This window comes from Chryseolinea soli (genome assembly GCF_003589925.1).
GTDB lineage: Bacteria > Bacteroidota > Bacteroidia > Cytophagales > Cyclobacteriaceae > Chryseolinea > Chryseolinea soli.
The window spans coordinates 7,957,355-7,977,305 of record NZ_CP032382.1; the positions used below are offsets into that span (position 1 = coordinate 7,957,355).

The 19,951-nt window shown below is 50.9% G+C and carries 18 protein-coding genes; 7 read left to right on the forward strand and 11 right to left on the reverse strand.

Going from position 1 to position 19,951, the window contains the following annotated elements:
• Nucleotides 1–79 precede the first annotated feature (79 nt).
• Nucleotides 80–892, forward strand: coding sequence for a hypothetical protein (locus D4L85_RS33020; protein ID WP_160144164.1), 813 nt, complete (start codon nt 80–82; stop codon nt 890–892).
• Nucleotides 893–961: 69 nt separating this feature from the next.
• Here the strand turns inward: D4L85_RS33020 and D4L85_RS33025 are convergent, their stop codons facing one another.
• From D4L85_RS33025 to D4L85_RS33040, 4 genes are all read right to left on the reverse strand, one after another.
• Nucleotides 962–1,411 (reverse strand): hypothetical protein, encoded by a 450-nt coding sequence (locus tag D4L85_RS33025; protein WP_119758363.1) that lies wholly within the window; start codon nt 1,409–1,411, stop codon nt 962–964.
• Between the two features lie 28 nt (nt 1,412–1,439).
• Nucleotides 1,440–1,898, reverse strand: coding sequence for a DUF4199 domain-containing protein (locus tag D4L85_RS33030; RefSeq protein ID WP_119758364.1), 459 nt, complete (start codon nt 1,896–1,898; stop codon nt 1,440–1,442).
• 391 nt (nt 1,899–2,289) lie between these two features.
• Complete coding sequence (locus D4L85_RS33035; RefSeq protein WP_228450711.1) at nt 2,290–5,358, reverse strand: PQQ-dependent sugar dehydrogenase; 3,069 nt, start codon at nt 5,356–5,358, stop codon at nt 2,290–2,292.
• Between the two features lie 583 nt (nt 5,359–5,941).
• Complete coding sequence (locus D4L85_RS33040) at nt 5,942–6,505, reverse strand: dihydrofolate reductase family protein (RefSeq protein ID WP_119758366.1); 564 nt, start codon at nt 6,503–6,505, stop codon at nt 5,942–5,944.
• A gap of 229 nt (nt 6,506–6,734) precedes the next feature.
• Here D4L85_RS33040 and D4L85_RS33045 point away from each other — a divergent pair, with 229 nt between their 5' ends.
• The 4 genes from D4L85_RS33045 to D4L85_RS33060 all read left to right on the forward strand — a co-directional run bounded on the left by D4L85_RS33045 (nt 6,735) and on the right by D4L85_RS33060 (nt 9,878).
• Nucleotides 6,735–7,604, forward strand: coding sequence for an MBL fold metallo-hydrolase (locus tag D4L85_RS33045; RefSeq protein ID WP_119758367.1), 870 nt, complete (start codon nt 6,735–6,737; stop codon nt 7,602–7,604).
• 78 nt (nt 7,605–7,682) lie between these two features.
• Nucleotides 7,683–8,498 carry a helix-turn-helix domain-containing protein gene (locus D4L85_RS33050; RefSeq protein ID WP_119758368.1) on the forward strand — a complete coding sequence of 272 codons (816 nt, stop codon included), beginning with the start codon at nt 7,683–7,685 and terminating at the stop codon, nt 8,496–8,498.
• A gap of 115 nt (nt 8,499–8,613) precedes the next feature.
• Nucleotides 8,614–9,456, forward strand: a complete 843-nt coding sequence (locus D4L85_RS33055) for an NmrA family NAD(P)-binding protein (protein ID WP_119758369.1) — start codon at nt 8,614–8,616, stop codon at nt 9,454–9,456.
• Nucleotides 9,457–9,530: 74 nt separating this feature from the next.
• Nucleotides 9,531–9,878, forward strand: a complete 348-nt coding sequence (locus D4L85_RS33060) for a VOC family protein (protein ID WP_228450712.1) — start codon at nt 9,531–9,533, stop codon at nt 9,876–9,878.
• Nucleotides 9,879–9,891: 13 nt separating this feature from the next.
• On the opposite strand, the gene D4L85_RS33065 is transcribed toward D4L85_RS33060, so the two are convergent.
• Complete coding sequence (locus tag D4L85_RS33065) at nt 9,892–10,266, reverse strand: VOC family protein (protein WP_119759043.1); 375 nt, start codon at nt 10,264–10,266, stop codon at nt 9,892–9,894.
• Nucleotides 10,267–10,615: 349 nt separating this feature from the next.
• On the opposite strand from D4L85_RS33065, the gene D4L85_RS33070 reads away from it, so the two are divergent.
• Nucleotides 10,616–11,065, forward strand: a complete 450-nt coding sequence (locus D4L85_RS33070; protein ID WP_160144165.1) for a YybH family protein — start codon at nt 10,616–10,618, stop codon at nt 11,063–11,065.
• A gap of 44 nt (nt 11,066–11,109) precedes the next feature.
• On the opposite strand, the gene D4L85_RS33075 is transcribed toward D4L85_RS33070, so the two are convergent.
• Nucleotides 11,110–11,895, reverse strand: coding sequence for a hypothetical protein (locus tag D4L85_RS33075; RefSeq protein WP_119758372.1), 786 nt, complete (start codon nt 11,893–11,895; stop codon nt 11,110–11,112).
• A 231-nt stretch (nt 11,896–12,126) separates the two neighbouring features.
• Here D4L85_RS33075 and D4L85_RS33080 point away from each other — a divergent pair, with 231 nt between their 5' ends.
• Complete coding sequence (locus D4L85_RS33080; RefSeq protein ID WP_119758373.1) at nt 12,127–12,702, forward strand: cupin domain-containing protein; 576 nt, start codon at nt 12,127–12,129, stop codon at nt 12,700–12,702.
• Nucleotides 12,703–12,775: 73 nt separating this feature from the next.
• Here D4L85_RS33080 and D4L85_RS33085 read toward each other — a convergent pair whose 3' ends face one another.
• The 5 genes from D4L85_RS33085 to D4L85_RS33105 form a co-directional block, all read right to left on the reverse strand.
• Nucleotides 12,776–15,526 (reverse strand): TonB-dependent receptor, encoded by a 2,751-nt coding sequence (locus tag D4L85_RS33085; RefSeq protein ID WP_119758374.1) that lies wholly within the window; start codon nt 15,524–15,526, stop codon nt 12,776–12,778.
• A 69-nt stretch (nt 15,527–15,595) separates the two neighbouring features.
• Nucleotides 15,596–17,089 (reverse strand): parallel beta-helix domain-containing protein, encoded by a 1,494-nt coding sequence (locus tag D4L85_RS33090; protein WP_119758375.1) that lies wholly within the window; start codon nt 17,087–17,089, stop codon nt 15,596–15,598.
• Between the two features lie 32 nt (nt 17,090–17,121).
• The gene (locus D4L85_RS33095; protein WP_228450713.1) at nt 17,122–18,339 is read right to left on the reverse strand and encodes a cytochrome-c peroxidase; all 1,218 of its coding nucleotides are present in this window, start codon (nt 18,337–18,339) and stop codon (nt 17,122–17,124) included.
• Nucleotides 18,336–19,022: a c-type cytochrome gene (locus tag D4L85_RS33100; RefSeq protein WP_119758376.1), complete on the reverse strand. Its 687-nt coding sequence runs from the start codon at nt 19,020–19,022 to the stop codon at nt 18,336–18,338. The genes D4L85_RS33095 and D4L85_RS33100 overlap by 4 nt, the downstream gene beginning before the upstream one ends.
• Before the next feature lie 119 nt (nt 19,023–19,141).
• Nucleotides 19,142–19,870, reverse strand: coding sequence for a LytR/AlgR family response regulator transcription factor (locus D4L85_RS33105; protein WP_160144166.1), 729 nt, complete (start codon nt 19,868–19,870; stop codon nt 19,142–19,144).
• Between the last annotated feature and the right edge of the window lie 81 nt (nt 19,871–19,951).

Genomic DNA, 19,951 nt, shown 5'->3' on the forward strand with positions numbered 1-19,951 from the left:
CGTGTAGTTTCTTCGTCGACGGCAGTATTATCCATGCCGGCTCAAAGGATTGATGTTAACTAAAGAAAGACATTCCACTATGAGAATTTTATCGATCATGTTCATTGCCGGCCTTGCCGCCTTTTCTTTTTCGCAATGCAAAAAGGACGACGACGACCATAAATTAGAAAACCCTTTTGGCCTCCTGCTCCTGGGCTCCGATACCAGCCTGGCCGACGGGCGCTACGTCATACGCACGCCCCATGGTTGCGCCGGCTATGCCCACATGTTGACCTGCGACAATGAAGACGAAGTGTTGCGTATAAGCGCGACACTTTATCCCACCGATCACTTGTTCGACATGGACACCCTGGCTGTTTGGTATGTGAAAAAAGTGCGCTACGTTTCTCCGGACCCCGACTATGCGCTGGCCTTCGGATACCGTATTTACCAATACAGGCCCAACGGAACCGGCTACCGTTTTCTTTCCTTCTCTGCCAAGGCTTCTCCCGATGCGAATACGAACGATGAAGTAGGCGACGGCGGTGGTCCAAGCGCGACGGTCAGGGTATTGCAACGGGAAAACTATCCCCGCGACCCGAATGTACCGACATCCTTCGCCACCAGCACCTCACCGGAGGAAGCGGATACGCGGTACATCTTTCAGTTTTATGAGTCAAAAGACACGCCCGGCCAGTGGCAATTGAAGGCGGGAGGAAGAAAAGAGACTTCCGGCAGCCAGCCAGAAGACCGATGGAAATTTTGCACGGGCTATTGGGATGAATCCACGTGCGACGCCACATTGCCTCCCCATTTCAGAAGCGAGTATGCAGATTGCGAGTGGGTCGATGACGACACCGACGAAGACCAGCGGTGCTACATCGATGAATTCGTTTTTCAAAAAGTGTATTAAAATTTACGGACGTGGGTGCTGACGTCATTCAAAAAAACTATTAACACCCTCATACAAAATCCGCACGCTTCATGACAATGGCTTGTGAGCAAGATTCTTTTTAGTGAGATGCTGACGAACATTGTTCATCAGTTCATCCTTGAATCGCTGTGCTGCTGCCTCTACCCTATTCTTATCCGGTACAAACAGCCGTATTTCTTTTTCGAACGCTTCGCTCTGCTGCTTGATGATTTCCATTAATTCAGTTTGCACATCAGGATCCGTGATCACCGGCGCTTCGGCTGTCGCAATTTTATTTCTTATTTCATTGAGCTTATCCGGATTGGCGGGCTGTTCCGGTGGAGCTACGGGAGGGGCTTCGGGTGGTGGATTTTTGTAGGCATCGCCATAAGTATGGGGAGCCTTTTCCACTACAGGCTCACGAAGCCCGGCGCGGATCGATTCATCGATTTGCTCCATAGACTCCTCCATGTATTTTATATGCAATTCGAGGATCAGATTTTTATTTTTACGAAGCATCCGCGTGGAGTTATGGCAAGTCTTAAGATCACGGCTGATCCGAATCCATAATGTTCGTCAATAAGAACGTCGCCACCGTCCCAGAGACCATTCCCTCCGTCCAGACCGCAAAGGTGGCCATGTACACCGTCAGGTAGGTACGTAAGGGTTCGTCTCTGATAATAGACTCGAAGAGTGGTTTATCGATTTGAAAAAGGATAAACAGGAACATGGCGAATAGAGTCGTTCCTATGGTTGACGTGATGAAACCAATGGCCATCGCGCGGAAATAGTTTATGGAACCGGCATGCAGCTGTCTGAATTGTTTGCAAGCCAGGTAGATCCCTGCCGTTTGGATGACCACGTTAAATAATCTGAATTCCGGGATATTGATGAATCCGAGGATCTTGGCCAGCCAAAAGTAGGCGATAAGACCCAAGGCGATGAGGGCACCGTAGATCTGTGTCAGTCGATCGGGATAATCTGATACTTTAAATTTCATTGTCATAAAAAAAATCGTTGCATCGACATGCGGTGATACCTGAAAATCAGACGCACGTCGCCTAAAAAAGATAAAAGAGGTCGCCCTGCTCGTATTCGAACAAAACAACCTCTTTCATGGATTAACCTCTTTTCTTTCGCCGGCATGACCCGGTTCAAGTACAAAGGATCTGTTCCCGGGTTTGGATCAAATGAATGTTCTCCTAAGCTACTTTACCCATTTGCGCAAACCACTCCTAAGAGATTAACACATCGTCAAGTAAAAATATCATGCCAATCCAAAAAAGGTTGCCGCAAAGTACGTTAATGAAAGCGCGACACCGCCCGTTGTGGAATCTTTACAGATACTGTAGGTATTCCTCCTCAGCAATGCAATGTCGCACTTTCCATACTGCGTGTTATTTAAGGATCACAATCGATCTCAACTGGCTCCCTCGTTCACGCTCCAACCGGAGCCAATACATTCCATTGGTCACGTCGTCCACATCCAGTGTCAGCGTGTTGATGCCTTCCTGAAGTCCCGAAAAAATCTGTGACTTCACCACCTTGCCGGTTGTGTTCATCAGGCTTAATTTTGCCACTGCGCTATTTCCGTTCACTTCGACAAAGACCTGTCGTGTCGCCGGGTTGGGATACAGGGAGAGACTGCTCTCTGCGTCATCCGTTGTCGTAGACGCTAAGGTCATGGCGACAGCACCGGAGACACCTTGTATGGTGAGGTTATCAACATTCGGACCGCTGCTGCCGATTGCCGTCGTGCGGATCGTGTTCGTGCCCGCATTCAGATTTGCCGTCGTTGAAACCGTCGACCACGTCGTCCAGCTTCCGGTTTGTGGGAAACCAAGCGACGCGTTTATGATCGCGCCGTTCACACTCACCGACAGCGGGCGTGCGCCGCTGACCAGCGCATAGCGGAAGGTGAGCGTATAGCTGCCTGCAGCAGGCACTGAGGCCGACCATTGAATGTAATCGCCAGACGCATTCTGATAATCGGCAAAACCGGTACCCACAAAGCCGGCGTGATCGTTCATCACCGTTGGCCCCACCAACGTGGCATTCTCGGCTTCCAGGGTTTGTGTGCCACTCACAGTTGCTGCGCGATAGAATGCACTCGCCGGAATGAGTTGTTTCGCGATGCCCGGTCCCGAATAGCTCGTCGTCAGCGCGGCGCCTCCCAGGTGTTCAAAGAACATGATCGTGATGGCGTGTTTGCCGGTCCGGAGACCAATCGCCCCGCTGGCTTCCTGGGTCGAATGCAGGCCATCGTTGTTCACCACGGTAGTCGTGCCGATTTGCAACCGGCTGCCATCGTCGGAACTCGTGTAGAATGTGTAGGTGCCGTCGGCCGGCACATTGATATAGCCGGTAAACCGGAACGCATAGTCATCCTCGCGGCGGCGCGGCGTCAGGTCAACGTTGGCAACATTTCCCGACGCGACAGGTGTGAGTGCCGTAAAATTGGGCAACGCCGTAAATGTGCCCTCATAGTAAGCATAGTTCAACCCGTTCACGGTACTCGCCGGGTTGTCCGGATTCCGGAGGGTTGACAGGCGATACACGGCGGTGTAGGTAACATCGTTCACCGGCGTGGAGATCGTTTGGGTTGCCGCTCCGCCGTGCAGCCAGTGATCGAACTCATACGTCTGTCCACCGGCGGTCTGGGGAGAAACCACACCGATCGTGCGCTGAATACCTTCCACGCTCAGGTCAGACAACGGTGTGGCCATTGGCTGTCCATCCAAGGTCACCTGGAGACCTGCCGGTTGTGTTGCCAGACTGATCGTCGACTTCTGGGGAAGGATGTCGCGGTACACGGTGTCGCGTAATCCGGCGGCGTCTGTCACGATGAGGATGAGCCGGTACCAAACATTGTCCGACACTTCACCGCTGGTGGGAATAACAAAGGATCCCGACTTCACGCCGTCGGCAACCGGCGGGCCGTCATGACGATGTGTGTCGTGATGGAAGTCTACCAGCCACGTGAAGGCGCTGGCCGGCAAGGTGCCGTCTTCCTGGTCCGTGGCATCGCCTGAAAAATTGATGGTGTCGCCCCCGCGATACAGTGTGCCCGCGGCGGGTGTCAGGATCTGTGCAACCGGCGGCGCATTGAACGCATTGACCACCAACGTCGCTGCCGCGCTGGTAACGCTTCCCGCCGCATTCGACACGATGACACGATACGCACCGGCATCCGAAGATTGTGTGCTGGCAATGGTGTAGGATGAGCCCGTAGCGCCGGCGATCGATACGTTGTTCTTTTGCCATTGATACGAGAGCGGCGTGGTTCCCGTGGCCGTGACGGAGAAGGTTACCGGTTGACCTGCCGTCACCGTCCGGCTTGTCGGCTGGGTCACGATGGCGGGCGCCGTATTGGTCGTGTAGATGATCTTGAACAAGGCGCCGGTGCTGCGTTCGAGATAATATAAATTTCCATCATTCCCCACGTCGATGCTCAGGGCATCGCCACCCAATCCTGTAGCAAATGGAAGACGGGTGGTTGTGCTGGTCAGATCCAGCATGTTGATCCACCGGTTACAGAGATCCTGAAAGAAATATCTTCCCCTGTATGCCGCCGGGTAATTCGTTGTTGCCGGGTTAAAAAATACACCGCCGGTGATCGCGCAGCCGGCACCATCGCCGGAGCCATGCGGATACTGGAACACCGGATTGGTAAACGCTGTGTTGGTGCTGGTGCCTTCGGCCGTGGGCCAGCCAAAGTTCAGTCCTCCCGTGGTAGCGTCATTGATCTCCTCCCATGTATTTTGGCCGACGTCGTTAATAAAGATCCGTCCGGTCCCGGGTTGAATGCTAAAGGTGTACGGGTTCCGCAAGCCATAGGCCCAAACACGACGACGCTGCTCAGTCCCTGTGGTAAAAGGATTCCCGGCGGGAACCGAGCCATCGGGATTGATCCTTAGGATCTTGCCGAGGTAGGTATCGAGGTTTTGAGCATTGGCACCATTGGCATTCTCGCCAACGGCAACATACAGCAGTCCGTTCTTGAAATGCATCGCCCCGCCATTGTGGTTGGTCGCACTGCTCAGTGGATCAAGATTCAACAGCACCACCTCGCTGCCCGGCACGGCCACATCGCCATTGCCCGTGAAGCGGCTGATGCGATTTCGCGAGCCATCGGGCAATGTGTAGTAGAGGTAAATAAATTGATTGGTCGCAAAGTTGGGGTCCAGGACGATGCCGATAAGGCCGCGTTCACCGCTGGAGTTTACGTTGAGCTGGATGAACGGCGTGGTCAGCAACGCTCCATTTTTAATCACCCGCAAAGCTCCGTTTTGCTGTGCCACAAAAATTCTTCCATCCGGAGCAAATGCCATGACGGTGGGATTACTGATGCCGCTGGCGACCTGAACCCGGCTAAAGCCGGTGGGAAATACTTGTGCAAAAGCCTGGACGCTGAAAAGCCAGGCAAGACCTAGCACCACACAACTGTTGCGTCGTGCTGATAGCATTGCGTTGAAACCTGTCATTGAAATTGGGGGTAAAATTGTTCAACATGTTTTGGTTGTTTTTGAAAAAAAGATGCACCAGGAAATTGCGTTGAATCCGCCCCGTTGAAAAGAACAGATTGTTCTGGCGAATGTTTAGCGGTTGAAAAAAATTCACAGTAGGATAATGTTTATCCGATTGAACTGCCGAGGTGAGCACCCCGGCATAGGGTCGTCGTTTAAGTTTCTTTCGCTTTTAGAGTTGGATGTTTAGGGTCGAGTTGTTTGCCATTGTGTTTGGGGTTCGCGTTGGGGACTGAACGGTTTGTGAGATAGGATATTTTTTGCGGGGCATGTTCTGTGGCTTTTCATAGCCCCGCTCAGGGGCCGCGGGGGCCCCGCATGTTTCACCAGGGCTTAACCCTATCCGCACATGCCCATGCCAGGCCGAAGATAGGCTTAGGCCCTGGTGAAACATGCTGGAGGAGGTGTGGGGTTGGGGTGTGGGTGTGAAGGTGAGTGTGAGTGTGGGTTTGGGTTTGAGCGTGGGATTGGGTTTGGGGTTTGGGTGTGAGGGTTGGGGAGTTGGGTTGGGGGGAGTGGTGGTTCAGTGGGGGGTTGCTTTGTAGTTCATTAGGGTTACGCCTGATGGGTAGCCTTTTGCTTCGATCAGGGTCAGGTTGTGTTGGGTTTCGATGTTCGTGAAAAGGGGTTTGCCTTTTCCGAGGATGACGGGGTGGACGGCTAGGCGGTATTCGTCGATGAGGTTTAGGTTGAGGAATGTGGTGATGAGGTTGGCGCCGCCGTAAAGCCAAATGTTTTTTCCGGGTTGTGCTTTTATTTCCGCTACCCGCTCTTTGATGTTTGCGTTGATGAAAATTGCGCTGGTGGGGTCATCTTTTTTTGTTTTGGAGAAAACATACTTTTGTTTGCGCTGTAACAATTTGTATGCATCTCTTATTTTTTGAGTTGCCTTTTCGTCGGGTTGATAGTTCCCCCACTTGTCATAGCTTATCCGGCCATAAAAGATGATGTCTTTGTCGCTCAGGATGTCCTGGAGGATATCGCCAAAATCTACTTTCTCATCTCTGACAAGCCAATCCAGTTCTCCGTTGGGGCCTTCAATATAGCCGTCGAGGGTTATGGCCAGGTTTAAGATTATTTTTCGCATGTGCGGTTTGTTTAGATTATCGCATTCACGACACGGAGGATGTTCACTATCGGTCACGTGTCCTTTTTATAAAACTCAATTTGGCAAATTCGGTTTTAAGAATTGTCGATGGGGCTGTCGGTTTTGTTCTATTGGTCCTTTTTTCGATGAAGTACTTTTGTCAAAAAATGACCGGCTAAACAATTTTTAACATGGCCTTGTCGCGGATAACCATTATCTTCCTCTGAAAATGGAAAACAACGCAACCCCCTACCAGGTTATACCTCACGCCGGCAATCTTGAACTTGAACGGATCGAGAGCAAGTCCCGTTGGTTTGATATATACAAGCTCAACGCCATGACCTATGCGCTTGCAGAGTCGAATCATTTTGAAGAAGTTATTTCGTACCTGATTCTCGGCGAGACTAAGGCCATACTCTTTGACACCGGAATGGGGATCGGCGACATTCGTGCCGAAGTGACGTCCCTCACCCCGCTGCCCATCGTGGTCATCAACAGTCATTCTCATTATGATCACATCGGGGGAAATCGTCAATTCGATGAGATCTGGAGTTTTAAGAATACATTCGAAAATGATCGCATTCAAAGCGGCTATTCGCACAGCGAATGCATGACCTACATGACGGATGGATGTTATGTGAATCTTCCGGCAGCCTTTGAGCTCTCCACTTTTTCCGTGCCTGGCGTCCGCATCACCAAATACCTTCACCACAAAGAAACGATCGATATCGGCGGCAGAATTCTGACGGTGCACAGCACACCCGGCGAAACCCCTGGAGCCATCTCGTTATCCGACGATTTGTACAATACCCTATTCGTGGGCGATCTGCTGTATCCCGGTCCCCTGTGGTTGCATCTGGATGAATCGGACTGGCCGGGATTTGCGCGTTCCATAGAGTATCTGAGCGGACTACCAGGCATTCAGTACATCTGCCCCGCGCATAATGAGGCCCGGATAAATCCGGACTTTGTTCGCCAGGTGAAGCAGGGAATAGCTTCCATAAACCAGAAGGCCATCAAAGGCGTTAAGAAAGATGAAGCCTTGCAGTTTAGTTTTGACGGATTTTCAATTTTGACAAAAAACATGAGCACTCCTTAAGATGTCCAGGCTTTGCATTTGAAGAAATGTATCTCCGGGAGCATTTTCTAAAAATTCAAATAGTTAATTTCCAAAACAATGACCCCTCAACTATTCACTCCGCCGGAAATATTAAAGCCCGTCATAAAATACTTTTGGGCATTAGACAATCCGATCGACAGTCCGCCAACGACGTTGAGTGCATTCCCCGATGGCTGCCCGGGGATCATTATGGTCCAATCGAATGGAGGAGCGATCTGTGACAACCTCAATAAAAAATTGCCCGGGATCTATTTACATGGTCAAACCATTGCGCCCTCCAAGATCTCCTGCCAGGGTAAATTCTCGGCGGTGGGCGTTAGTTTTCAGCCGCATGCCTTACGGTCCATTTTTGGCATCGATGCCAATGCATTTACGCACACGGGCTTCGACTTCAATGTTGTTCAGAACCGAAATCACATCAACCTCTCCGAGCAAATTGCCCACGAGCAAAGCATCGAGGGAAAAATCAGCCTGCTGTCAAACTATTTGTTGTATCAGCATCAAAACAACGCCCGGCAGACGGAGGAGATCATCAAATATGCCGTCGCGCAAGTCATCCAATCCAAAGGGAATCTATCGTTAAAGGAATTGCAGAAAAAATTGCAAATGTCGGAGCGAAGCCTGGAGCGGAAGTTCAATCAAGCCATTGGAATTTCTCCAAAACTGTTCTCCCGGATCTGTCGCTTTCAGGAATCCTTAAATCAATTGCAAACGAGCAGCTATGATAAGCTCTCCGACATTGCCTACGAGAATCAATACGCAGATCAATCGCACCTGATCCGGGCCTTCAAAGAATTCACGGGGCTTTCCCCGCTGGAATTTAAAAGGCAATCCCGCGACGTGATTGAGAATGTGCAGCCGGCAAAGCAATAAACCGGGCATTGTCTTGTAAAATTTTTTGATTGATCATGCTTTAAATTCCGCCGTGTCGGTTTTGTTCAATTTTTCGGTTTAGGGTGCGCTTAGTTTTGATAAAAAAAACAAAACTATGAGCAACACAAAATCAAACACCGAAAAGAAAATCCTGGTATTGGGTTCCACCGGAAAAACGGGACGCCGGGTCATGCAACGGCTTGTTAAACTTGACCAGTCCGTACTGGGTGTCACGCACTCCTCCACTCCGAAATTTGACTGGAACGACAGCGCCTCCTGGGAAAAGGTGCTCGACAACATCAAATCCGTTTACATTTCTTTTTATCCCGATCTGGCTATACCCGGCGCCGTGAAAGCGATGGAGGCCTTCAGCAAAGTGGCGGTGAAGAAAGGCGTTCAGCAACTTGTATTGCTATCGGGACGCGGAGAAGAAGAAGCCCAGCAATGCGAAAAAATAGTCATGAAGGCCGGGGTCGATTGGACCATCGTGCGCGCCAGTTGGTTCTTTCAAAATTTTAGTGAGGGCAGTTTTTTGGAGCCTGTTTTGTCGGGGCACATCGCGCTTCCCGCCGGCGATGTTGGTGAACCGTTCGTTGATGCCGACGACATTGCCGATGTGGCCGTTGCCGCCCTCACCCAGGAAGGACACAACGGAAAAGTGTATGAAGTGACCGGCCCACGTCTTTTGACTTTCAAACAAGCTGTGGAGGAAATTGCAAACGCCACAGGCAAGCCCATTCAATTTGAAAAAGTACCCATGAAGGATTACGAGTCGGTGCTGAAAGAATATGGACTACCCAAGGACATGATCTGGCTGATCACCTACTTGTTTACCGAAGTGCTGGACGGCAGAAATGAAAACCTCACGGATGGCGTATACCAAGCCTTGGGCAGAAAGCCAACCGACTTTAGCGAATTTGCAAAGAAGACTGCCGCCGCCGGGGTATGGAACAAATAAAAGAACTATTTTGACCACCTGGATTTTGACACTTAAGAATTGACATGCCTATGGAAACAAAATTTGAAGGGGGATTGAATATTGCCATCAAAATACCGAAAAGCAAATACAGTCAAACCGTTGCTTTTTATCGGGACATTTTAAAACTGGAAGTTGTAGAAAAAGCAATCGACAACCCCACCGTCTCAAAAACGCATCGGGTAAAATTTGGAAATAATGTAGTCTGGTTGGATTGCGTCGACAACTATACGCACTCAGAAACCTGGCTTGAATTGAATACTCCGGACGTTGACAAGGCAACAAACTACTTAAAATCAAACGGCGTCGACACCTGTGACGAACTCGAGCAGCTACCCGAAAATATGCATTGGATCACGGATCCTGCAGGCACGGTGCTGATTGTCAAAAAAAGGGACGAATAGTGGTCGCCCTGGCTCACCGGGCCGGTTCAAATAGTTCTATGAGATTTCCCGATGGATCTTGAAGTAAAATTTGCCTGCCGCCTTGTCCTTGCACAATGTCGTTTCGAAACCTGGCATTCTCCTGCTTGAGTTTTGCAACGAGGCCTTCCAGATTATCCACTTCAAGTTGAATCCGGTTCCAACCACCCGGCGACGGCACGGCGCCGTCGGGCATGGTCTGGCCGGCACCACCGGCCCCCGGCTGATTGAGATATAATTTCAGGTCACCCTTTGAAAGGGCAGCAAACCCGGGCGCCGGGTGCATGTCTACGTTAAACCCCAGGGTTCGACTGTAGAAGGCGATGGCATCATCCACATTGGTCACGATGTATCGAATATTTGCGCTCATGCTCGAATACATTAGATGTTTTCTTGTACACGTGTTAAGTTTTTAATTTCCCACCGGCATTTTTTAACAGTGCCAGCGAGCAGAGGATATCCCGATCTTACAACACCCCAGGGCTGATCTTGTTCATAGGCGGATGGGTGGTCTTATAAAAAATCCCGTTAACAAAATCTATTCGCTGTGTGTTAACACGCCAGCTATGAAGCATGATGAGCCCATAAAACAAAATGAGCGCAGGTACAAATACATTCAAAGAGCAAGAAATGTAAACCGGGGCGCACTGGTGGTGCTGTTATGCTTATGCCTGGGAACTCGATTCCTGGGCAGCGCCCCAACAAAAAGAGAGCAAGGTATGGCAACGGTAAAAATAAAGGAAGACGAGGCAGCCATCCGGGCACTCGAAGGCAAGTTTGCAGCAGCCTTCAACGCCGGCGATATCGACGCCATGATGAAAAACTATATAGCCGACAAAAGCCTCGTCGTTTTCGATGTCGTGCCTCCGAGACAACATCTTGGCGCCGACGCCTACCGCAAAGCCTGGGTTGGCTTTTTCTCGCACTTTAAAGGCACACCAAAAATCGCCATCACCGATCTGAACATCACCGCCGAAGGCGACATCGGATTCAGTCACAGCATCCAACACGTCACGGGCACCGACACACAAGGTCATTCGATCGATCGGACCGTGCGCGTTACCGATGGCTATCGAAAGATCGGTGGCCGCTGGCTGATCGTGCTTGAACATGTCTCTGTCCCGGTGGATGTGGCGACCGGCAGGGCAGACCTTACTTCAAAGCCATAGTTTGCCAAGCGCTCCATTTTTTTTATCTCTTAAATAGAGAAAATTTAGTCAAGCACATACTCCCTGTCCACAATTCGTTCGACAATGGGTCCGTCTTGGGGATACCGTGCGTATCCTCCTTCGTGTCCAAGCAGAGCGTTGTGTCGGTGCAATAGTTCTTCCACTCCATTCTCAAAACGTGTTATATCCACGTATTGCTTCTCCTGAAAGTTAAGTCCCTGCCGTCCATTCGTGAAGAACAGCATGAGATTGGTACGGTCTAAAAAGTTGTGCTCACGATAAAAGAACACGTTAAGGTTCATCGATTGGGATAATGCAGCTAAATCTGCAATAAAATTTGCTTTATGCTGAATACTCAAATGACAATCCATTCGCAAGGCCGATGTCTCGGCATTGCATTTTCGCAAGGGAGAACCAACAACTTGCAAAAAACCTCTCTTGGGATAAATGATAGCTTTGTTGTTGCCAACCGATAATCTGATGAATTGAGCATCTTCAATTTCCAGGTCTTTGTGAAAGGTTACTTTTTCATTCTTTAAAAAATTCTCGACCTCTTTGATGAGCAGAAAGTCATAGTCATACAGGTTATGCCCACCCGTTCCTATCCGCAGCTTATGGTTGTCTTTATAAACAAAGAGCTCGCCCTCGGGGTGTTGATCCATGAATGATCGAAGATGCTGTATTACTTTATCGGGTTCGTTGGTTGTCACATTTGCCATTAACATGGCAGGGTTATCGGCATGTCCACCATAACCTTTTTTAAATTCAAAATGATCAAAACTGTAAAGTCCTTCCGGAAATCCAAAATACCAGTATACTCCTAAAATCATACGGCTACGGTGCGTTTTTGAATGTTTGCAAAGTTGTTGTATTGGAGCGATTAACCTACAAAAATGGCGCGAAAATCCCGCAACATCCTGTCAAAGTGAATGCCGCCCGAGGGACAAGCCTATCACCCAAAAGGGTTATTTCAAAACCTTGATAAATGCGCTATCCTTATACCATAAACTTCGCTAAGGACCGAAATACATGTCGATGAAATAAATTCCAATCCCACGCTTATGAAAAGGACCAACTTCTTACAAATCTGCCTGGCAGCCGGCGCGGTCGTGATGGCGCCGTTAAATGTCATGGCGAAATCGATCAAAAAATTTTTGCTGGACAAAGGATTCATGGTCAATGCCGGAAAGGACCGGAATGACAAAAGCCTTTCCTTGTTGGAGGGCGACACCTTCGATTGTAAAGTCTCCACAAAAGACACCAACGGCGACATCTATGTTTTCGAATCCAAACGGATAAAGGAAGGCGGTCCTGCGCATCATTATCATTTTACCCAGGACGAATGGTGGTATGTTCTGCAGGGAGAGTTTTTGATCAAAGTGGGGGAAACCGTCTACCAGGCCAAAGCAGGCGACAGCGTTTTCGGGCCGCGAATGATCCCGCACAGCTTTGCAAAGATCGGGGAAGGAGAAGCCAAACTCCTGATGTTCTTTCAGCCGGCAGGGAAGATGGAAGAATTTTTTAACAAGATGAGTCAAGGCGTGGCGCGCAACATGACGCCGGAGGAACAAGATAAATTCAGGGAAGAACATGGCTTCAAACGCGTGGGGCCGCCCATAAAGCAGCTTAAGTGGTAGCGTGATGAATTTCATTGCCCGTTGGAAAAAGGTGACTTACCTTTCGGCAAGCCACCTTTTGCATCACTTTCAATCAAAATACATTATAAGCTAACGACACATAATACATCCCGCCGATCATCGGGTTTGCAATACCCGTTGAGTAATACCGGTTTGTTAAATTGGTTGCACCAAGTTTAACCGTCGAACGCGCACTCAGAATTTTGTATCCAACTTGTGCATCGATCACGGTCGACGACGGCACCGTTCCATTTCCCAAACCGCCGGCCACCTGGTAGAAATATCCCGGCTTGTATCGCAACGTGGTGTTGAACGACCAGGTCTTTTTCTTTCCAAAACCGGTGTTACCAAATTCCAGGTTGACGTGATAGTGGGGTGTGTTGAAGTTGTTGATTTGGCTTTCGTTTTTGTTTTTGAGATGATCGGAGTAGTAGTTCACCTTGGCAATGAAATTCTTACTCAGATCCACACTCACGCTGGCCGCGTAACCATAGGTGTTCACGGTCTGGGCACCATTATACGCGATGTTGTATACCGTATACGTGTTGCGATCCAGGAAAGCCGTGGGGTCGTTTGTACCGGGGGTGTTGGCCACGTTGGTGTAGCCGATAAAATCCTTCCAGGTGGCAAAATATCCCAACACATCGATCATCACTTTTTTAGCCACGACCGCCGCGTAGCCCAGCTCGAATGAATTGGCGGTCTGCGGCTTGATGTCGTTCACCACAAACTTTTTCAAGTCGTTGGGATCGCTGGTCTGCTGATACTTCTCCACGCTCTCCAGGGTGTAGGGCGCGTAGACGTTAAAGTGATACGTGTCGTTTAGCAAATAGGAAGCGCCACCGGAAGAATACGAGCGGTAGCCATTCAACGTATTTTGCAGCGACTGAATATTGGACGGGAAGCTATAGGCGTTCTGGAACGAGAAGCGCACATAATGCTGATCAAACAATTCAAACACCGACGAGACCCGCGTGGTCGGCTTCGCCTCGGCGAACAACGAGTTCTTATCCCAGCGAACAGAGCCCGTCAGCGCCAACCGGTCGTGAATCAGTCGTTTGATGATCTGGGCATAGGCGCTGTATTCATTTACTTTAATGGGTTTGTGTTCATCGGGAAACAGCGTTCCCTTCGAATTCAGGTCGTACATGCGGTAGTTCACGCCCGCGATGATCTCGGCCCACTTCACGACGTCTGAAAAATTATATTGAAAAGCGACGTTGTACAGCTTGCTGCGATCCAGAAACAATGTGCCGCCCTCGGTGATGGGGCGTTGTGAGACGCTGTCCTTCAAATGGTTGAACTGGGTTGATCCCAGTCCCGGTCTGCCGATGTCGGCATACGAACGGGCCGCGAGGTGTGCGTTGTTCAGATCGGCGCCTGTCGCCAGGGCCTGAAGGAGCGCTCCGGTGTATTGGGGATACCAGCCATCTCCTGTGTTTGGATCATAGCTGGGTTTCCACGCTTCGTTTATGTATTGCGCCGTAGGCCCGGCCAAGAGTGTTTTGCCTGAATTCTCTTGCGTGGTGTAAGCGCGCAAAAACCAGTTTTTTGAAAGCAGTTCTGCGCGGTATTGCCCCACTTTGAAATCCCTGATCTGGTAGCGCGTATCGTTGGTATACACGACACTACCCGTTCCATAGGTGCCGGAGAAAATGGCTTGCACACCGGGTGTCAGCTTATAGCGCAATTCAACATTGGATTTCATCAGCCTTACGTTGTTGTTCAGGTAGCCATACTCCGGATACCCTGTGCGGGCAACATAGTTTTGTTTTGACAATAACGGATCGATGATCGGCGCCAGGGAAGGATCCTGGGCGAGGGCGTACTGCAGAAAGGGATTGATGTCGACCGAGGTTGCACCACCATAGAGGTTCACGCCGTTGTAGTTCGGGTCGGTGTAACGTGTTCCAGGTCCGCTTTTGTTGGTGGTGTCGCTGGCCACCCAGTCGTTTGCCTTCGTGTATTGAAAGTTCACTTTGAACGCCAGCTTATCGCCGACCCGCTTGGCATACCGCAACGTGATGTCTGTATACGGAGAAGGGCCCACCGGGTCGTTCGATGTTTTGCTCTTCACATGGTTTACGCCCTGGTTCAACAAGACACTCAGCCCCTGGTATTGAAACGGGTCTTTGCCGGTCATCACCATGGCCCCGTTCAAGCCCCGCGAACCGTAGAGGGCCGACGAGGCGCCCGAAAGTATTTCCACATTGTCTACATCCAGTTGCGTCAGGCCAATGACGTTGCCCAACGGAAAATTCAAACCGGGGGCCTGATTGTCCATGCCATCCACCAATTGCAGAAAATTGGTATTGCCGCTGGTGTTGAAACCGCGCGTGGTCACCGAGGTGAACCCGATGCTCGACACGGTGACATCGACACCCTTGATGCCTTGCACCATGTCATAGTAGTTCACCTGAGGTGAATTGATGATGTCCTTGGTTCCGATGCGCTCGATGGTTACGGGTGATTCAATCTTCCGTTGCTTCGTGCGGCTGGCAGCCACCACCACTTCGTTCATGAGCGTCGACTCCGGCATGAGCGTTATGGAAAGATCCTGTGCCGCGGTTACTTCCACTTCCTGCGTGGCAAATCCGATAAAGGAAAACACGAGCGTGATGGGATATTGCCTCACGTTGATGGAGAACTTTCCATCGGCGCTGGCAAAATCGCCTTCGGTCTTGCCTTTCACGGCAACGTTCACGCCGGGCAACGGCTCCTGGGTGTCGTTGTCGACCACCGTTCCGGTCACGGTGGTTTGTGCCTGCACCGTGCCTCCAAACAGCAGCAGGCAAAGGAATATCAGGTGGTAAAATTTCTTCATAGGTTTAGGTTTTTCGGTTGGTTTAGTTTGGTCTGCTACATAGGGCTGGGATCGGATTTTGAAACGTATTTACTTTGTAATGGTCAGCATATAGTCCGCGACGGCTTTCCGCGTCTCCTCCGTCAGGTAGTTTTGCGGGGGCATCTCCGGGTAGTCGTCGCGTTTGTGGATCGGGTGGGCGATGAAATCGACAATGCCTTGCGCGTTATTTTTATACAGTGCCTGGATCGTATTCACCGGCGGTCCCACAAGCCGCGTGCTGTAAGCATGGCACCCTGAGCACACACCATAATAGGTCATCTTTCCTTTTTCGACCGACGCCGTGATGCGTGGCCTAACGGGCTTGTCCAACAAGTAGCTTTTCACACTGCGCGTGTCGCTCACCCGGCAGTTTGCATACGCATCGAGACCAAAGGTCCTGTAGCGGCCTGGATTGATCACACAGCTCCCCACACCGCCGCCCACGGCAATGATGTCGGGACCGAGTTTCGAAAGCTTTGTCAGCATGATGGCTTTTACATCCGCCACAGGATCTGCTCCGTTGTTGCTCATGAAATTGTCGAGCAGGGTGATGCGGTCCGAGTTGGGTTCCGACTCCGGGTCGCTCGCATGATCCACGCCGGCATAGCCATAGTCCGTGATGGTGATCCCCGCGTTGTCGTTTCCCGTTATAATGTTGTTTTCGATCGTGATGTCGTCGGCGGCCATCACGAGCATGCCCGTGCCTTTTGGAATGTGCGACACCGTGGAGCCTTCGGCACCAAAGTTTTTGGTGTTGTTGTGGTAGACATAGTTATTCCGGATGATGACGTCGTAGCACGTCTTTATCGGCAAACCGGGGGTGAGAAATGCGAGTATCCCTCCCGTGTTGTCGTGCGCATAGTTATATTCCACCAGCGCATGCCGGGAGTTTTCAATTTCAATGCCGGCCACGTTGCCATACACTTCGTTGAAGCGGACGTCCACGTTGTCGCACATGCCAATGTAGATGGCCGCGTCTTCAATGCCGGTCAGGATGTTTCGCTCCACCAGTCCGTTTTTGCCAAACTGCGGGAAGATGCCATACACGCCGGTGTCGACAATCCAGTTGTTGCGGATCACATAGTTGTTGCCGGCCTGTCCCATGATGCCATTGCCTTTGTAGTTGGTGATCTTCAGGTTCTCCACCAACACGCCATTGCCGGAATAGAGTATGGCATCGTTTTGCTTTTTCTCTCCGTCGAGCGTCGGCCACTCGCCATTGACAATCACACCCTGCAGGGAAATGTTGTCTTTATCGATGTAGACCGTCTCATGATAGACGCCGGGATAAATTCGAATCAAGTCGCCCGGGTTTGCTTCACCGACGGCTTCCTGGATGGAGTTCCCGTTTTTTACCTCGATGATCTTCCCGGTGACGGTGCCCGCCCCGATGCCGACAGAATCGCCGGGTTGTGCGGACTGGCTAAAATAAGCGGGCACAGGCGCCGGAATATCCGAGCCGCGGCCAAAAAACAGTTTCCCGCAGTAGATGCCGATCGCGAAGATGGCCACCACAAGAAGAACGCGCTTTGCTGTTTTCATTTGAGCATTCAGGTTAGGTTGATGGTGTTAGGTTAATGCGTATGCAGAGTTTGAGACAATTGTGCTTTTTGATTTATGTTTTTGTCGATCGCCAGGCCCGACGGAAGTATCTCCGGAGCGCGGGGCATAAAACTTTCGTCGGTCAGGGTCTTTACAAAATCGACGAGCCGGTCCATTTCATCGTCCGTGAGCTTGGGTTCCCAAATGTGCCAGTGGATGTGCAGCTTTTCATTCCGGGGAACTTCATGCCCGCGGCCCGCCGAATAGAAAGCGATCATCTCCCGAAGGGAATTGAACCGGCCGGCATGCGTGTAGGGCGCCGTGCGATCGATGTTCCGGAGACTGGGTACTTTAAAAGCACCGCGCAGCGACGCGTCGTGAAAAGTTTCCTGGGCGCCGGGATCGAACGTGCTGCCCTCGGGCGCCGCCAGCCCGATCACGGCCACCTGTTGGTTGGTGAACAACGGTGGTGTATGACACTCGGCACATCGCGCCACAAACGACCTGAAAATATTCAGCCCCTCGATCTCTGCTTTGTTCAAGGCTTCGTGGTAGCCATGGGCGTATTGATCATAGCGACTGTTGAGCGAGATGAGCGAGGATTCAAATGCGGTGATGGCCGTATAGATCTCACCGAGCCGGATCGCGCCGGTTGCACGCGAGGGAAAAGCCTCTTGAAACATATCGCGATAGGCCGCAATACCGTTCAGCGTTTCTAACAGGTGTTCACGCGTTGTTCCCATTTCGTCAGGTGAATAGAGCGGACCTGTCATTTGTTCTTCCAGTGATGTGGCGCGGGCGTCCCAAAAGAATTTTTTATAAAACGCAACGTTCCACAAGCTCGGCGCAGCGCGTTTGAGCTTTGTGTTGTGAAGGCCCACACTGGTCTTCAATCCATCGCTAAATCCTTTGGCGGGTTGATGGCACGTGGCGCATGACACGGTGCCGTCGCCCGACAGCACCGGATCGAAGAAAAGATATCGCCCCAGATCAATTTGCTGTGGGGTGAAGCCGTCGCGCACCGCGGGCAATGCCGTCTTCAATCCACCCACGCCGGGTTCGTTGCCAAGACCGGATTCGTATTGCTGATAGGGGCTCCTGAATTTGCAAAGGTTGTTGTCTGTCAATTCAAAACCGGGCGGGCATGTATTGCACAATGCCGGGGCACGCGTGGCGGGCGTTGACCTGAGTGTCATTTCCACCGCCACGGTTGCGCTCACCACGATAAAGAAAATCAGAACACGCATCATTCCTTCGGTTGTGTGGTTGATCGGATGTAGGCAATCACATCGTTCACGGCGTGCTCGTCGGCAAGCAAGGCCGCCATGGGCACCATTTGCGCGCCGAACCTATCGGCAGGATGTGCGCCACGAATGGCGTTTTTGAATTTGGCGATCTGGTTTTTCAGATACCAATCGTCGAGACCATTGAGGCGGGGCGCGTTCATTTTTTCGTTGCCGCGGGCGCCGGGTCCGTGACATGAGCCACAAATGCTTTGATAGGTTCGCTCCCCCTTTTTGACGTCGCCTTTAATGACAGGGGGTAATACAAATTGGGGCAACGTTTTAATGTAGGCCACCACGTGTGTCACGGCGACCGAGTCTTTCAATGTCCTGGCCATCGCCGCCATTTGAAAGCCCAAGGTATCGGCCGGCAGGGCGCCGCGAACGCCGTCGTGAAAATTCATCAACTGGCGATAGAGGTACCAGTCGTCGGTGTTCACCAGCGCGGGCGCCTTCAATTTTTTGTTGCCCTGTGCACCCTCGCCATGGCAGGTTTTGCAGGTTGCATAGAGCGCCTTCCCGACTTGCGGATCTCCTTCCAAGGGTTGTGCAACAGCCAATTGCGGGATGTCTTTTCGGCTTTCTTTTGAAGCACAGCTCCAAAAGGCCACCACCCAAACGAGATAAAAAAAACAATACCTTCCTGCCATAGCTATCCGGACGCGCGATTAAATGAATGGCTAAATCTCGGCCGCTTCTGCGGCTTGTCGGGTACGAATAATTGCTTTTGGGGTAAAATCGACTCCTGTGGGGTGAACCAGGAACCGTGTCAGGCGCCGGGCTGAACCACGCGGTCTTCGAATGCCCGCTGGTAGGTGGCCGACACGACAAGGACCTGGTCGGGCGAGGCGCCCATCTTCACCCGGTAGCCTTGTGATGTTCTCAGGATCGAAACCAAATTTTGGGTATTGATCATATACGAACGATGAATCCGGATAAAATTCGGGAGATTCAAGTCCTGCTCCAGCTTTTTGAGGGTGTTGCGGATCAATTCCTTTTTCACCTCGTGATCGCTTTTGTAGTACAAAAAAATATAGTTGTCTTCCGATTTAAAATAAAGGATGTTCCCCACCGGCATGCGCACCACAATTTTTCCATTTTCATCGTTGATCGTAACGCTTTCGGACGATTGTGACTGGTTCACTTTGAAGGTCAGCTCCTCGACCGTAGCGAGTTGTTTCTGCACAAACAGCAACAGGATGGCCAGAAAGTAGGGCAAGACCAGCACCATTAAGGTATACTTCAGGGTCTCCAGGTATTCAGGAAGATTGATGAAGGATAAATGGAGCAAGATGATGTTGACGGTGTGCATGGCCATGGAAATAAAAAAGAACTCCACCAGGAGCCACGCAAAAAAACCGATGCGGGTGGTCAGCTTCACCCGGAACAACGAACGGATCACAAACTGCGACAACGCCAGCGCCGCCATGCCCGCGGCAGAGAAAAACGTAAAAATGACAAACAACGGAGTCTCCGCGGTATTGAACCACTGGTTCATATTAAACGGGTGGAAAACGTTGAGAAAAACACATCCAAACACACCGCAAAAAATCACCAGCTGCCAGCGCGCGCGATGCGA

Coding starts and splice junctions, on each gene's coding strand:
- D4L85_RS33085 (WP_119758374.1), bottom strand. CDS start 15,526: ATGAAGAAATTTTACCACCTGATATTCCTTTGCCTGCTGCTGTTTGGA.
- D4L85_RS33065 (WP_119759043.1), bottom strand. CDS start 10,266: ATGAGCGCAAATATTCGATACATCGTGACCAATGTGGATGATGCCATC.
- D4L85_RS33080 (WP_119758373.1), top strand. CDS start 12,127: ATGAAAAGGACCAACTTCTTACAAATCTGCCTGGCAGCCGGCGCGGTC.
- D4L85_RS33070 (WP_160144165.1), top strand. CDS start 10,616: ATGGCAACGGTAAAAATAAAGGAAGACGAGGCAGCCATCCGGGCACTC.
- D4L85_RS33025 (WP_119758363.1), bottom strand. CDS start 1,411: ATGCTTCGTAAAAATAAAAATCTGATCCTCGAATTGCATATAAAATAC.
- D4L85_RS33045 (WP_119758367.1), top strand. CDS start 6,735: ATGGAAAACAACGCAACCCCCTACCAGGTTATACCTCACGCCGGCAAT.
- D4L85_RS33055 (WP_119758369.1), top strand. CDS start 8,614: ATGAGCAACACAAAATCAAACACCGAAAAGAAAATCCTGGTATTGGGT.
- D4L85_RS33075 (WP_119758372.1), bottom strand. CDS start 11,895: ATGATTTTAGGAGTATACTGGTATTTTGGATTTCCGGAAGGACTTTAC.
- D4L85_RS33095 (WP_228450713.1), bottom strand. CDS start 18,339: ATGATGCGTGTTCTGATTTTCTTTATCGTGGTGAGCGCAACCGTGGCG.
- D4L85_RS33040 (WP_119758366.1), bottom strand. CDS start 6,505: ATGCGAAAAATAATCTTAAACCTGGCCATAACCCTCGACGGCTATATT.
- D4L85_RS33030 (WP_119758364.1), bottom strand. CDS start 1,898: ATGACAATGAAATTTAAAGTATCAGATTATCCCGATCGACTGACACAG.
- D4L85_RS33020 (WP_160144164.1), top strand. CDS start 80: ATGAGAATTTTATCGATCATGTTCATTGCCGGCCTTGCCGCCTTTTCT.
- D4L85_RS33050 (WP_119758368.1), top strand. CDS start 7,683: ATGACCCCTCAACTATTCACTCCGCCGGAAATATTAAAGCCCGTCATA.
- D4L85_RS33035 (WP_228450711.1), bottom strand. CDS start 5,358: ATGCTATCAGCACGACGCAACAGTTGTGTGGTGCTAGGTCTTGCCTGG.
- D4L85_RS33100 (WP_119758376.1), bottom strand. CDS start 19,022: ATGGCAGGAAGGTATTGTTTTTTTTATCTCGTTTGGGTGGTGGCCTTT.
- D4L85_RS33105 (WP_160144166.1), bottom strand. CDS start 19,870: ATGAACCAGTGGTTCAATACCGCGGAGACTCCGTTGTTTGTCATTTTT.
- D4L85_RS33090 (WP_119758375.1), bottom strand. CDS start 17,089: ATGAAAACAGCAAAGCGCGTTCTTCTTGTGGTGGCCATCTTCGCGATC.